The sequence below is a fragment of the Hymenobacter lapidiphilus genome, from assembly GCF_003417065.2.
Classification (GTDB): domain Bacteria; phylum Bacteroidota; class Bacteroidia; order Cytophagales; family Hymenobacteraceae; genus Hymenobacter.
Genome location: NZ_QVLT01000045.1, coordinates 1 through 14224 on the forward strand (window position 1 = coordinate 1; position 14224 = coordinate 14224).

8 protein-coding genes and 1 rRNA gene are annotated in these 14224 nt (G+C 61.1%); 4 read left to right on the forward strand and 5 right to left on the reverse strand.

Annotated elements, in window-relative coordinates:
* Positions 1–9: 9 nt before the first annotated feature.
* A 5S ribosomal RNA gene (gene rrf, locus D0N36_RS17860) occupies positions 10–121 on the forward strand.
* 192 nt (positions 122–313) lie between these two features.
* Here rrf and D0N36_RS17865 read toward each other — a convergent pair.
* The 5 genes from D0N36_RS17865 to D0N36_RS17885 all read right to left on the reverse strand — a co-directional run bounded on the left by D0N36_RS17865 (position 314) and on the right by D0N36_RS17885 (position 8548).
* Entirely contained in the window at positions 314–1594 is a 1281-nt protein-coding gene (locus D0N36_RS17865) for a M16 family metallopeptidase (RefSeq protein WP_116943188.1), read from the reverse strand.
* 145 nt (positions 1595–1739) lie between these two features.
* Positions 1740–2906, reverse strand: coding sequence for a type IX secretion system outer membrane channel protein PorV (porV, locus tag D0N36_RS17870; protein ID WP_242478991.1), 1167 nt, complete (start codon positions 2904–2906; stop codon positions 1740–1742).
* 81 nt (positions 2907–2987) lie between these two features.
* Entirely contained in the window at positions 2988–6914 is a 3927-nt protein-coding gene (gene porU, locus D0N36_RS17875; RefSeq protein ID WP_116943190.1) for a type IX secretion system sortase PorU, read from the reverse strand.
* Positions 6915–7098: 184 nt separating this feature from the next.
* On the reverse strand, positions 7099–7803 hold the full coding sequence (gene pssA / locus D0N36_RS17880; protein WP_116943191.1) for a CDP-alcohol phosphatidyltransferase family protein: 705 nt from the start codon (positions 7801–7803) through the stop codon (positions 7099–7101).
* A 109-nt stretch (positions 7804–7912) separates the two neighbouring features.
* Positions 7913–8548, reverse strand: coding sequence for an MBL fold metallo-hydrolase (locus D0N36_RS17885; protein ID WP_116943192.1), 636 nt, complete (start codon positions 8546–8548; stop codon positions 7913–7915).
* Between the two features lie 222 nt (positions 8549–8770).
* Between D0N36_RS17885 and D0N36_RS17890 the strand changes: the two genes are divergently transcribed.
* From D0N36_RS17890 to D0N36_RS17900, 3 genes are all read left to right on the forward strand, one after another.
* Positions 8771–9859 (forward strand): NAD(P)/FAD-dependent oxidoreductase, encoded by a 1089-nt coding sequence (locus D0N36_RS17890; RefSeq protein ID WP_116943193.1) that lies wholly within the window; start codon positions 8771–8773, stop codon positions 9857–9859.
* Positions 9860–9989: 130 nt separating this feature from the next.
* Complete coding sequence (locus D0N36_RS17895; RefSeq protein WP_116943194.1) at positions 9990–13313, forward strand: TolB-like translocation protein; 3324 nt, start codon at positions 9990–9992, stop codon at positions 13311–13313.
* Positions 13314–13500: 187 nt separating this feature from the next.
* Positions 13501–14142, forward strand: coding sequence for a heme exporter protein CcmB (locus D0N36_RS17900; protein WP_116943195.1), 642 nt, complete (start codon positions 13501–13503; stop codon positions 14140–14142).
* Positions 14143–14224 lie beyond the last annotated feature (82 nt).

Genomic DNA, 14224 nt, shown 5'->3' on the forward strand with positions numbered 1-14224 from the left:
TGAATTGATAATGGTGGCTTTAGCCCGGGTGTTCACCTCTTCCCATTCCGAACAGAGTCGTTAAGCCCCGGAGCGCCTATGGTACTGCCTTCATCGGTGGGAGAGTCGGTCGCCGCCAACCTTATCACGCTTGCTGCCCCGCAGCGTCCTATGCCTTCCAAGGCGGGATGCGCGGGGCAGCTCGCGTTTATAGCTACCCGTCGTACGCCCACGCCAAGGCTGGCGGCGGCTGGCGATGGCTGCCAGCGAGCAGGCCCGTTCCCTCAAGGTGAGGAAACGGGCCTGCTGGGCTTTACCAGGGCAGTGACGCGGGCTACCACTTCGGGCCCGACACTACCTCCACCATGCTTCCCGAGGAGAGGTATTGCTGGGCCAGTTCCTGCAGCGTGGCCGCATTGGTGGCTTGCACCTGAGCTACGAAGTCGGAGTAATAGCTGGCTGGTAAATTGTAGAATACCAGGTTCTTATACTTGTCGCACTGCTCAAAAACGGTGCTGAGCTCGTTGGCAAACTTGCCGCTCATATAGTTCTTTACGGTCTGCAACTCCGTTAGGGGTATCGGTTCTTCCTGCAGTCGGCGCAGTTCCTTTTGTATTTCCTCGATGGCGGCAGGTGCGTTGGCAGCATTCACATCGGAACCGATGACGAAGCTGGTAGCATGCTCGCGTGGATGTACGCTGGCATAGATACCGTACGTGAAGCCTTTATCCTCGCGAATGTTCTTCATCAGGCGCGAGCCGAAATAACCTCCCAAAACCTTCACCAGTACCTGAAGGGCGTGGGTTTGCGGATGGCTTGAAGCAGGCCAGAGGCGGCCAATGCGTAAGGAAGCTTGTAGGCTTCCGTCTACAGTTACGTAGTCTTGCGGAGCCAAAATGGAGGGAGGGGGCACGGTAGCGGCAGCCTTAGCCAAGGTGCCGGCCGGGGCTCCCAACTGCTCTGTAAGCAGAGCTACGTGCTCGTTGGTCACGTCGCCGCATAGGAATATTTCGGCCTGCGCAAAGTTATAGTGCTGCTGGTAGAAGTGGCGGACCTGGTCGGAGGTAATGTCCTGAAATACGGATTCATCGAAGGTGACCCCGTAGGGGTAACCCGGACCAAAGAGGTGGCGAGAGAAGCTCTCGGAGGCGAGGTAGCTGGTTTTCTGCCGTTCTACCCGCACGTTCTGGATAGTGCGCGTCTTCACTAAAGCCAGCTCTGTTTCGGGAAAGGTGGGAGCTGTGAGTACATCCTGCACTAAGGGCATAAGTTGCGGCAGGTGGCGGCTGAGGCAGTATAGCGTAAGCGTAGCCCGATCAAAGCCCTGCTCGCATTCCAGCGAGGCTCCGAAGAAGGCTACCTCGTCGGCAATCTGGCGGGCCGTGCGGGTGGCGGTGCCTTCGAGCAGCAGCCGGGCTGCCAGCAACGAAACACCTGCCGAAGGATCATACCACTTACCGGCCGGGAAGACTACCTGCAGGCGCACTACGGGCTGGGCATCGTTGCGCAGCACATGCAGGCGGGCGCCGTTGGGGAGCGAAAGTACATCAGCCGCAGGCAGCGTTACGCGGGCCAGCGGCTGAACAGGAGGGGCTATGGTTCGGTCGAGTATCAAATCAGTTGAGTTAGGTAGGCTGAAAAGCTGTCATTCCGAGCGAAGCAGGGAATCCGGGATGAAACGCCGAACGGAATTGTTCGATGGCGTTCGGCCGGATTCCTCGCCTCGCTCGGAATGACAACTTTGCAAAGAAGGGGAAGAATTAGTTAACCGGGCTGTCGGATGGGCCGAAGGCTTCGCTCAGTTCGTTGAAGTTAAAGTGTAGCGACACCCGTAATGTTTGCGACAATGGGTTGGCCTTGGAGTTGGGTACCAAGTACGTACCATCAACCCCAAACACCTGGTAGCGCACGCCGGCTCCAAAGCTCAGGTACTGCCGGTCGCCCTTGGTAGGGTTCTCGTAGAAGTAACCGGCCCGCACCATCAGCAGGTCGTTGTAAGCGTATTCGAGGCCGGCCGAGAGGTTGATTTCCTTGAGTTCCTCGCTGAAGCCGCCCGGTGCGTCGCTGAATGAGCTGGTCATGCCCTTCACGATGCCGTAGCCCCGGCGCTTGTCGTTTTCAGCCTTTATAGCCGGGTTGCTGGAGGCCACGCCATCTTCGTAGTAAGGGGAAGGTACCAGTAGCTTGTTGGCATCAAAGCTAAATGTTAGCTTGTTGTAGGGGTCGAGTTCCTTGGTAATGGCGGTGCCCAGCTTCAAATTGGTCGGCAGGAAATCCGCGTTTGTAGGGTCGGTGTAAGTGATTTTGTTGCCGATGTTGGAAACAGCGCCGCCAAAGGCCAGGTTATAGTCGCCGGCTCCAATGGTGAGGTCGGTGGTGTAGTACGCGCCGAGGTCGACGGCGACGGCATTGGCGGGGTTGGAGTCGATACCGCTACTTCCTCCAGTGAGGTTTGAGCGTACATAGCGCACATTGAGGCCCACGCCGAATTTGTCGCTCAGCTTCTGGCCGTAACCCACTGTGAGGGCATATTCCTTGGGGTTAAAATCTCCCTTGGAAATACCCTGGTCATCGCGGTAATTGATCTGACCCAAATCGAAATACATCAGGTTGGCCGACAGTGTACTTCTGTCGCTGAGCTTGGTGGTGCCGCTTAGATAGCCCAGGCCCATATCGTTGGTGATGCTGGCCAGCCAGGGGGTATAGGAGAGCGAGGCGCTGTGCTGGTAGCGCACAAAACCCAGCTTGCCGGGATTGTAAAAGCCGGCGTTGGCATCGGGGCTGATGGCTACACCCGCCTCGCCCAGCGCCGAGGAACGTGAATCGGGGCTGATGGTGAGGATGGGCACGGCCGTGGTGATGGTATGCTGGTCTTGGGCATGCGCGGTGGCGGCGGCCAGACACAGCAGGCCAGGGAGCAATACCAAACGCCGGGACAAGTGGGGCAGAATCATAGGGGAGGGAGAAGGATACGGAGTCGAAAAGTAACGAAAAGCCGGAAAAGCAGATTAATTGAGTAGCACCAGCTTCTCATATTTGGAGGCCGTGGAAGTATCGGTGCCGTTAGCCGCGCGGGTGCGCACTGTTACGCGGTATACGTACACGCCGCGGGCCAGCTGGTCCTGGTACTCGTCGCGCCCGTCCCAACTTAGAGCGGCCACGTGCGAGCCGCTACCCAGGGCCGTACCCTGCAGCGTGCGCACGAGCCGGCCGGCCACCGAGAAAATCTGCACCTGAATGTCGAGGTCCTGACCGCTGCGGTTGTGGTCGAAGTGGAAGGTCGTGTTCCGGGCGAACGGGTTGGGGTAGTTAAGCACGTGCTGCAGCGCCAGCTTGTCGGTGGGGGCGGCAATGAATTCGAGGCGCTGCTCAGCCGAGTTGTTCCAGGTGTCCCAGGCCTTGAGGCGCAGCTCGTGGGGGCCGGGCGTGAGGTCCTTGAGCTCGTAGCGCACCCGGCCCACCTGGAAGCTGTCGGTTTTGGCCGTATACGACGAGTTAAGCACCAGCACCTTACTGGCGTCGCCGTCGAGCGTGAGCGTGAGGTCGTGGCCGATACCGGTGCCGGCCGTATTGATGCCGCTGGCATCGCGCAGCACAGCCAACAGCGTGGGGCTGAGGCCCGTCAGGCCACCCGAAACGAACTGCTCGTTATCCATAAACAGGCTGATGCGGGGCGCAATGGTGTCGCGGGCCGTAAGCGGGGCCACGTCGCCGATGGGCACCAGACGCTGGCCCTGGGCATCGGTGCGGTTGGTGGGGTCGGCGGCGTAGAGGCTGATTTTGCCCAGGCCTACGCTATAGTTGATGTCTTTGGGTACTACAAACTGCAGGCTGAACTTGCCACTCTGCACGCTGGCCGGGCCATCGTAGAGGATGTTTTCGCGCAGCTGAACGGCCTGAGGCACATCTTCGTTGCCGAGCGTTTTCACGGTGGCCTGCTTCTCGAATACCTGCACGTTGGCCGTACCCACAAAGGCCGGATTCAGTTGCCCGCCACGCCGGACTTCGCCTTTCAGCGTGACCTGCTGCAGCGCCTTCAGGGTGTCGGGCATACTCTGCGTTACCGGCTTGCCATCAATTTCAGTCAGGGCTACCGTTTGTTCGGGATACGCCAGGCGCATGGATGGGTCGCCGAGCAGGGCGTAGTTGCGGTTGTTGTCGCCGATTACGGCAATGTTCTTGGCCGTGCGGCAGACGTCGCCGATGCGCGGCATCGTACCATCGGGCCGGGGCTGAAACAGGTCGTTGAAAAATGCGACTGCCAGGGCCTGGTTGCGGTCGGCGTACACCACGCGGGTGGTGGTGAGCAGGCCGATGGCTCCGCCCTTCACCTCAACCAACGACTGCTCGCCGGCCGAAGTAAGGTTGGGGTCGTCGTAGGTACTGAAGTCGCAGGTGCCGGTGAACATGAACGTGGGCCGGGTGTCGTTCTTCAGGTTTCCGATGGAGGTTTTAGTTATAATCTGCTCCTGCGCCAGGCTTATGGGGCCACCGTGGCCGATGTAGTTGATCAGCAGCGAGCCTTGCTCGAAGGCCTCATCAACGGCCTTTTCGGCCGCCGGCGACCGTTCGCCTGCCGCCAGCTGCACCTGCGGAAACAGGTCGAGGTAGGGCTTGTACACATTATAGCTGCGGGCGGCGGCCAGCGTATCGAGCGGGTTGGCCAGCTCCTCGCTGTAGTACACAAACAGGTTGTTGTCGCCGTCGTCGGACAGAAAGGTGAGGCGGTTGCGCCACTTGCCGTAGCCGGCGGGGCTGTCGTAGTCAATCAGCTTCTGGGTTACGCGGGCGGCCTGCTCAGTGGTGCTCACCGGCAGGCGGCCCACGGCTATGTCGAGCAGCTCGTTGCTGGAGCCCGGCAGCCAGGCCCCTTCCGAATCGTCGAGCAGCCCATAGTAATCGTCGGACGAATAGGTGAGGCCCTGGCCGTTGGGGCGGTTGCCCATCACTAAGTCGAAGCTCTCCTCCGACTCATAGACCGGCACGAAATTCTGATTGGTTTGGTTGGCGTTGGCCGGCTGGCGGCTGGACCACCAGGTTGGCAACTCCTCCGTTTTGTTGGTTGGGTCGGCCTTGTAGTCGTAGGAGGCGTCGCCGAACAGTAGCAGGTACTGACGGCGGCCACTGGTGTTGCGGTCATACACCATCTTCATCAGGTCGCGGATGGCCGTTACGTCCTGGCCACCCGAGCCGAACTCGTTGTAAATCTGCAGCACGTTCACCACCTGCGCATTCAGGCCGTCGCGGCTGGTGCGGTGGGCGGCCAGCTTGTTGGCTTCCTGCAGAAAACGGGGGTGCGCTACAATCAACAGCTCCAGCCGGCCATCGAGGTTGAGGGCGTGCAGGTTCTGGTTGGCCACTTTGCCAAAGCCGCGGGGCGCCGGAAACTCAGTGCCGGTGAAGGCTACAAACTCGCGGATAGTATCGGTGCGGGCCAGAAACGTGCCATTGGCGGCGGCCACAGCGGCCGGGCGGCGGGGGTTGCTGACATCCCAGATGGTGGCGCCACCCGCGTTGCCCAGCTCGAACTGACTGATGGCGCCGGGCAGCAGATTTTCCAGGCTGCGGAATTGCAGCAGGCCACCGGTCAGGCGCAGCTGGCGGCGGGCATTCACTTCGAGGTAATCCAAGTAGCCCTGCGCGCCGGGGTTGTCGCCGCTGTTGAAGCTGAGCGTTATTTTGAGGTCAGTGGGGGAGGTGGCCGGTACCTGGTAAGGCAGAATGCTGCGGTTGGTATTGGCAGCTTCGGGGTAGCAGTAGAGGCCGCTGGAGCAGCTGAAGCCCGGCACTACCTGGGCAGGTAGGGCTTGCCCGTTTACGCTGGGCTGAAACACGGTAGCAGCCGCCGAGGCAGCCACTACGGCTGAGGTAATCTGGGCCGTAGAGCCCGGCACCAGGTCGGCGACGGGGAGCGTGAAGGTTTGCTCGGGCCGGCCCGAAAAGGCCTCACCCACCCAGGTGCGGCCCGTTTTCTTGAGATTGAGCAGGTCACGCTCATAAAACTGCCGGTCGGTAAACGTGCTGATGCGGGCACCCGGCGTACCGCTAATGGCCGGTGCCGGTGCTACCCGGCGGCCGGCCGAGGCGCCCACCGTCAGGAAGTAATAGGCCGTGTCGGTGTAGGGGTTGAGCTGGTGGCGGAAGCGGGTGCTTAGGCCCTCGCGACTCCAGGTGTGCGGGCCGCGGGCGTAAAACAGGAAGTACTCGTCGTTGTCGAAGGTGGCGTTGGTGTTGCCCACGAACTGAATGGCGTTTTCCACCAAATCGTCGGGGCGGTAGGCGCTATTGGCCTGGGGCAGCGTGCCCATGGCGTTGCCGAACAGCCGCAGCCGGGCCGGGTCGAAGTTCTCCAGCCCGAAGCTCTTGAGGGTAGCCTTATCAAGCTTGAAAATACCGTTGGTTGGTACGCCTATTTTAAACCACTCTCCCTGATTCAGAACCGAAGTGCGGGCATACGTGCGGGTGGCCCCGGGGCGGCGGCCGGTAGCGCTATAGGTGTAGCCGAAGCTTACAAGGCGCTCGGCCTGGCCAGTTTGCGGGTTACGGCGCAACGGCTGCAGGCGCAGGAGGGTAACCGGCTGACGGGCCTCGGTGCCCGCTACCAGCTTCACCAGCGGCGAGGGGGGCAGAGCCGTTAAATCGAGCTGGCCTGCCTGGGCGGGCAGCAGGGGCTCATACTGCGTTTCGATGAGCTGGCCCGCGGTTACGGTGCCAGCCAGCCGCACCAACAGCGTACCAACCTGCTCCTCGGTGTCGAAAGCGGCCCCGCGGAAGGCGGGCACCAGCCGTTTCTGACCCTTGACGCCCACCGGCACGGTACCAGTCCAGGTGATGCGCCCGCGGTAAGTCTGCTCGCCAACCTGCGCCTGAGCCCGTGGGATCATAGCGCCTAGCACCAGGAACGTAATCAGCAGCCAGACCGTAGAAAAACGCATACGCACAACACAAGAAAAGCCGGGAGATAAACCAGAAATGCCAACAGGTTGGCCGGCAATACAGTTCAGCCCAAATGATAACAGCGCCGGCCGCAAATTATTGCGCCCGAGGCAAGAAGTAGCGAGCAAAAAGGTCTGCTTAGGTAAACGAAGATAGCCCCCGACCCGGATTGCCTGCCCCGGCTCAGGCCGCTGGCACGGATACGTTGGCCGGGCTCAGCACCGAGAGCAGTACGTATAGAAACACGATGAGTGGCACGGCCACTGCCCCAAGGATGATGAGCAACCCCAGGCTTAGCAACAGAAACACGAACCGCTGCTTGTTTGCCTGCCAGTTCAGAGATTTGAATTTAAGAGCAAAAAGCGGGATTTCGGCTACCAGCAGCCCCGACAGCAGGGCCGTGAGGCCCAGCAGCAGCCAGGGGTTGAGTAGGTAGGGAGTGAGGGCAAAATGGTCGTTGGCCAGAATGAGTGGCAGCGAGGCCACCACCAGTGTGCAGGCCGGTGTCGGCAACCCAATAAACGATTCGGACTGGCGGGTGTCGTTGTTGAACTTGGCCAGGCGCAGGGCCGAAAATACCGTTAAGATAAAGCCCGCGTAAGGCAGCCAGTCGGGCAGGTCGGCCCCGGCCTGGCTCAGCAGTGCGTACAGGAACGCGCCCGGCACCACCCCGAACGATACCACGTCGGCCAGCGAATCCAGGTCTTTGCCAATCGGCGACGATACGTGCAGGGCCCGGGCCAACAGCCCGTCGAAGAAGTCGAACAACGCCGCCAGCGCCACAAAATAGGCCGCCAGCACAAGCTCATCGGCGAAAATGAAACGTAGCGCCAGACAGCCCGAAAACAGATTCAGGCAGGTAACGGCGTTGGGAATATGTTTTTTCACGTGTAAGTTTAGTGGGGAGGCTTGAGAGAGTAGGGACGAGGCAGCTCTGGTAAAAACGCCGCTTGTCCGGCGCTCAGGGCCAGATGGCAAGTAAACGCAGAAAACGCCGCTACGTCAGAAACGGATTAGTGCGGTGCTCCTGGCCAATAGTAGTAGCGGGGCCGTGGCCGGGATACACCACCGTATCGTCGGGCAGGGGCAGCAGCTGGCTTTTTATGCTGGCAATGAGCGTGGCATGGTCGCCGCCGGGCAAATCGGTGCGCCCGATGCTGCCCTGAAACAGCACGTCGCCGCCGATAACGGTGCTGGTGGGCGCGTGGTAAAATACCACATGGCCGGGGGCATGGCCGGGTACAAAGCGTACTTCCAGCTCTGTAGTGCCGAAGCGCACAGCTTCGCCGGCCCGCAGCTGGCCGGTGGGCTCGGCGGGTTGGTAGCGCGGAAACCCGTAGTTGGACGCGTAGGTCGGTACCGCCCGCAGCGTGGCAAAGTCGGCTTCGTGCAGCAGGTAAGGCACCTTATAAGTATCGATTACAAACTGGTTGCCCAGCACATGGTCGATGTGGGCGTGGGTGTTCACCAGCAGCACCACGCGCAGTTTCTGGTCTTCGATGTACTGGCGCAGCGCCTGCTGCTCGGCCGGCTCGTAGCAGCCGGGGTCAACAATAACAGCCTCGCCGGTTTCGTCGGAGAGCAGGTACGTGTTTTCGGCAAACGGGTTGAAAGTGAAGCCGGCAACGGTCATGGCAGGGGAGAAATGTTTTGAAAGGGCAAGATAAGTGGATTTTGGGTTGGTGGGGTTGTCAGAACGAGGTAGAGACAGGGCTTGCTCCCGCCCGCCGCCAGAACGAAGCCAGTGAACGAATCAAACGAGGGCGGTTCACCGATTTCGTTTAACGGCGGGCGGGGGCAAGCCCCGCCCCTACGTTGCGCCAACTCAACTTCCCCTAACCTACCTTGCCCCCTGATGCTACACGTTGACTACCTGATTATCGGTTACGGCATTGCCGGGGCCACGCTGGCGGCCGAATTGCGCGGGCGGGGCCGCACTGTGCTCGTGCTCGATACGCCCCAGCCCGACTCGGCCTCGCGGGTGGCGGCGGGCCTTATGAACCCGGTGGCCGGCAAACGCTTCGCGCTGGCCTGGCGCGCCGACGAGCTGCTGACGGCTGCCACCGCTTTTTACCAGGCCCAGGAGCAGCGGCTGGGCCGGCTGTTTTTTCAGGCCCTGCCCATTGCCAAGTTTTTCTCGTCGGTGCAGGAGCAGAATGCGCTGCTGGCCCGCAGCGCCGACCGCCCCTGGCTCGACTTCGTGGATGACGTTTCGGTGGGTGCGCTGCCGCCGTTGCCGGGCGTGAGCCCGCAGTTTGGCGGTTTGCTGGTACGGCGCGGGGGCTTTGTGCTGGTAGAAGAGCTGCTTACCGCCCTGACCACCGAAGGGCTGGAAGCAGGCTGGCTGCAGCACGAAACTTTTGACTGGGCGGCCCTTGTTGCCAAGCCGGCCGGTGGCTTCCGCTACGCGGGCCGGGTGCAGGCCAGGCACGTTGTCAGCTGCGAAGGCGCGGCCACCATCCAGAATCCGTATTTCAGCTGGCTGCCCCTCACCCCCAACCAGGGCGAGGTACTGACGGTGGAGTGTGTCGGCCTGCCGGCCGATACGGTGCTCAACAAAAGCGCCTACGTGGTGCCGCTGGGAGGCAACCGGCTGCGGGTGGGGGCTACTTACCGCTGGCCGCCCTTCGCGGCGGGCATTACGGCCGAGGCCCGTGAGGAGCTTGGCCAGCGCCTTTCCGAGCTCACGCCGCAGCCCTTCCGGGTGCTGGATCAGCGGGCCGGGGTGCGGCCGGCCGTCCGCGACCGGAAGCCGCTGCTGGGTACGCACCCCGAAACGCCGGGGCTGCACGTATTCAATGGCATGGGCTCGAAGGGTGTGATGCTGGCGCCCCGGCTGGCCCAGGTAATGGCCGACTGGCTGGAAAACGACGTAGAGCCCTGGCCCGAAGTCAATATCCGGCGGTATATTTCGTTGTACCCGGCAGGCCCGGCGGCGAAGTAGCCGGATTTGGTTACTTTGTTTTTGTGAAGAAGAAACTGGACAAACGCCATTCGACGCACCGCCCAGCATAACGATCTGTCTCTTTAGTTGTATTGCCCTATCCATCCGTCTCCCGCTCTCGGTTTTTGATATGAAGCACCTATCCTTTCTTTTCCGGCCGACGCTGGCGCGGCCTGCCGGTTCGGTGCTGCTGCTGGCCGGGCTGCTGGCCGCTGCCCCCGCAGCCCGGGCCCAGACCGCCCAGGAACCCTTTGGGCGGGTCCGGATCCAGTACAAAAGCTTCGATTGGCTGCAGTTCAGCACCCAGAACTTTACCGTGTACTACTATGCCGGCGGCGAAGCCAACGCCCGCCACGCGGCCGAGTACGCCGAAAAGGAGCTCCAGCGCATTACCGGACTGATTGGGTACTATCCGTATTCGAAAACCACCGTTATGCTCTTCAATTCGGTGGGCGACCTGCGGCAGAGCAATGTGGGGCTGGCTCCTGAGAAATATACCAGCGGCGGCGAAACCTCCCTGGCCCGCTCCACCAAGGTGCAGATTGCCTTTCAGGGAACCCAGACAGAGTTCAAGCAGGAACTGAGCAAACGCGTTACCGAGGTGCTGCTCAACGACATGATGTATGGCGGCTCGCTCCGCGAAGTTATCCAGAGCAGCTACCTGCTGCAACTGCCCGATTGGTTTATCGGGGGGGCTTCGGCCTACGCGGCCCAGGGCTGGAGCGTGGAGATGGACGACTATATGCGCACCATGCTGCAGGAAAACGAAGGCAGCCGGACGGCCCCGTTCTTTCTGCGCAACCCCGAGCTGGCTGGCCAGAGCGTGTGGAACTACATTGCCGAGCGCTACGGCTACACCAGCGTTCAGAACATTCTCAACCTTACGCGCATTACCCGCGATGTGGAAGTGGGCATCAGCTCCTCGCTGAACGTGCCCTACAAGGTGTTTCTGAAGGACTGGCTGGCGTATTATCGCCAACTCAATGCCCAGCCGCTCACGCCTTTTCAAGAGCTCGACGAAAAAAACAGCCTGGCCGGCCGCAACCGCCGCAATGTGCGCTACAGCCAACCCGTGCTCAGTCCCGATGGCAAGCGCTTAGCTTACGTGCAGAACGACCGGGGCCGCTACCGGGTGCTGGTAGTAGACCAGAACGGCCGCGGCCGCGACGTGCTGCACCGCGGCGGCTACAAAACGCCCGACCAGCGGGTGGAAACGCGGCTTCCGCTGCTGGCCTGGCGCGGCAACGAGCAGGTGGCCATAGTGGAGGAGCAGCGTGGCCAGCTGGTGCTGCAGCTGCGCGAAGCTAATGGTGGCCTGAGCAACCTGACGGCCCGCCTTAGCAGCCTGCTACCCCGCTTTGGGCGCCGCACTTCGCTGTTTTCGCCCTTTTCGCAGGTAACGGCCCTTAATTATTCGGCCGATGGGAAGTCGGTGGTATTTGGCGGCGTGCGCCAGGGCCAGAGCGACCTGTACCTGCTGCGGGCCGGTAGCCGGACGCCCGAAAAACTCACCGACGACGTGTTCGACGATGTGGAGCCTGTGTTCATGCCCGACGGCCAGAGCCTGATATTCAGCTCCAACCGCTGGCTCGATTCGGCCGGTACGGCCCGCGGCTCGTTTGCCTCGGTGGTGGACAACTACGACCTGTACCGCTACCACCTCGACGGCCGCCCGCAGCCGGTAGAAGTTTTGGTCGGCACGATTTCCAATGAAACCCGCCCCCGGCCCCTGAGCAACGATGAGGTGTTGTTTGTGAGCGAGGAAAGCGGCGTGCGCAGCATCTACCGCTACTCGTTCAGTGCCCGCGACTACCAGCCCGTAACCAGCTTTCTGGCTGGTGTGCACGAGTTCGACTACAGTCCCGCAACCGGCGCGCTGGGCCTCACGGCCACGTCCGACGGCCGTAGCAACGCCTACCTCTACCCCAGCTATACCCTGCCCACCGGCCTGAAACTGTACAAAACGGCCCGTCAGGAAATTCTGGAGGAACGTTCGCGGCCGGCTAAAGCCCCGATTCCCAACCGGCCCGGACCTACCGTGGCCCGTGCCCAGGGTAGCGCTCCACCCGATACGGCCCCCGCACCCGTGGCTCCGGCTCCGGCTCAGAAGGCCGCCGATAAAGCCGTGGGAAACCGCGTGAACCCTAACGACTACGAATTCGACGAGGATATTCCGGCCTCGCGGGCATCGGCGCCGGCGCCCAACCGGCGCCGGGCCGCCACCGTGGTAGCCCTGCCCAAGGCCGCCCCCGCCGAGGCAGCTACACTGGCCGGGCCTTTCCGCTATGGTACGCCCTTCAGCATTGATAATGTGGTATCGACGCTGACTTCGGACCCGCTGTTGGGGCTGGGCTTCTCGGCTCAGGTAAACATGTCGGACCTGATGGAGGATCATCGGATTCAGGCGGGCATCTTCGCCCTCACCGACCTGAGTACGAGCAATATTTTTGCCGAGTACACCAACCTCAGGCACCGCTACGACTGGAGTATTCGTTATCAGAAGCAGGCTTACTTCCCGGACCTCGACCCCAACAGCCGGGTGCGCTACGGCCGCCACGAGATTGCGCCCACCCTGGCCTATCCGCTTACCCACAACCTGAGCGTGCGCCTGGGCCCGCGCTTCGTGAATGTGAGCCGGCGCACCTATGGCGACCTGGTGAATGCCAACGACGTGAACACCAGCTACCTGGGCGGTGAAGCCGAGCTGGTATTTGATAACTCGGTGATTACCGGCATCAACATGCTGCAGGGTACACGCATGAAGGCCGGTATCAACCAGCTGCGCGACCTGAGCGGCCGCAACTCGGGCTTCACCAAGCTCACCGTTGATTTACGCCACTACCAGAAGCTGCACCGCCAGCTCATCTGGGCCAACCGGGCCAGTTTTGGGCAGTACATCGGGGGGGGCGCAACGCCGCCCTTCTTCCGCCTCGGCGGCATGGACAACTGGCTGAATTACGAGTATACCGATGCGCGCTACATCAACGAGAAGGGCGAGCTGGCCGCCGGCCCCAGTCAGCTCGACCCCACCCAGATGTTTTACCAGCAGTTTGTTACCAACCTGCGGGGCTACGACTACAGCAAGCGGGTAGGACGCAAGTACGTGCTCTTCAACTCTGAGCTGCGCCTGCCTATTGTGCAGTATTTCTCGCGGCGGCCCATCGAATCGGGCTTCTTCCGGAACCTGCAGCTGACGGCTTTCGGCGACATGGGTACGACGTATTCCGGCTCCAATCCATTCAGTGTCAACAATTCCAACAACACCCAAATCAAAGACTTGGGCGGCTTTTCGGCCACGGTTATCAACTTTACCAACCCCCTGCTATATGGTTACGGTGCCGGTATCCGCACTACCATGCTGGGCTTCTATGTGAAAGGCGACGTAGCCTGGGGCCGCGAACAGTACACGACCAAAGGCCCGAAAATCTACGGTACGCTGGGATACGACTTCTAGAAGCGACAGGGCAAAAAGTACGCACAAGGGTCTTTCCAACCAGGAAAACCGACCCTTGTGCGTTTGGGCGGGCAATCGGGACGCAATCGGGAGTGGAAGGCAGCTAGTCCGGGGGTTGGGTTGTATCTTTGTGGTCCGTTGAACCAGCCGAGTTGCCGTGGCGCTGCTAAGTGAAATCTGGGTATTGATGCAGAAGGACTTCCGCCTGGAATGGCGGCAGCGGGCAGCGCTGAACGGTATGCTGCTGTATGTAAGCAGTACGGTGTTCGTCTGTTACCTCAGCTTTTCGTTGCGGGGCGGCCAGCTGCCGGCCCCGGCCTGGAACGCGCTTTTCTGGATTGTGCTGCTCTTCTCGGCCGTTAATGCCGTGGCCAAAGGCTTTCTGCAGGAAAGCCGGGGCCGGATGCTCTACTACTATACCGTGGTGCGGCCCCAGGCCGTAATTCTGGCCAAAATAGCCTACAACGCGCTGTTGCTGCTGGGGCTGGCGCTGGTCGCCTTCGCGCTTTATGCGGTGGTGCTGGGCAACCCGGTGCAAAACGTTCCGCTGTTTGTGGGCAACGTGCTGCTGGGCGCGGTGGGCTTCGCGGGTACCCTCACGCTGGTGGCCGGCATTGCTGCCAAGGCCACCAACAGCAGCACGCTAATGGCCGTGCTGGGTTTTCCTTTGATGGTGCCCATGCTGCTGCTGCTCATCAAAGTGTCCAAAAATGCTCTCGACGGTCTTGAATTCGAAGCCAGCCGCAGCTCCCTGCTTACCCTGGTGGCCCTAAACCTTATTGTTGGGGCCGTGTCGTACCTGCTGTTTCCGTTTTTGTGGAGAAGTTGAAAAGAAGCTTTTAGCTGTCAGTTGTTAGCTTATGGCTGACCTTCTGACGACCCACTCTGTTATATAACCACGATTTTAAAAA

Bases quoted from the DNA above. Each gene is read 5' to 3' on its own strand.
- D0N36_RS17890 (WP_116943193.1), top strand. From the start codon at position 8,771: ATGCTACACGTTGACTACCTGATTATCGGTTACGGCATTGCCGGGGCC.
- D0N36_RS17900 (WP_116943195.1), top strand. From the start codon at position 13,501: ATGCAGAAGGACTTCCGCCTGGAATGGCGGCAGCGGGCAGCGCTGAAC.
- porU (WP_116943190.1), bottom strand. From the start codon at position 6,914: ATGCGTTTTTCTACGGTCTGGCTGCTGATTACGTTCCTGGTGCTAGGC.
- D0N36_RS17895 (WP_116943194.1), top strand. From the start codon at position 9,990: ATGAAGCACCTATCCTTTCTTTTCCGGCCGACGCTGGCGCGGCCTGCC.
- D0N36_RS17885 (WP_116943192.1), bottom strand. From the start codon at position 8,548: ATGACCGTTGCCGGCTTCACTTTCAACCCGTTTGCCGAAAACACGTAC.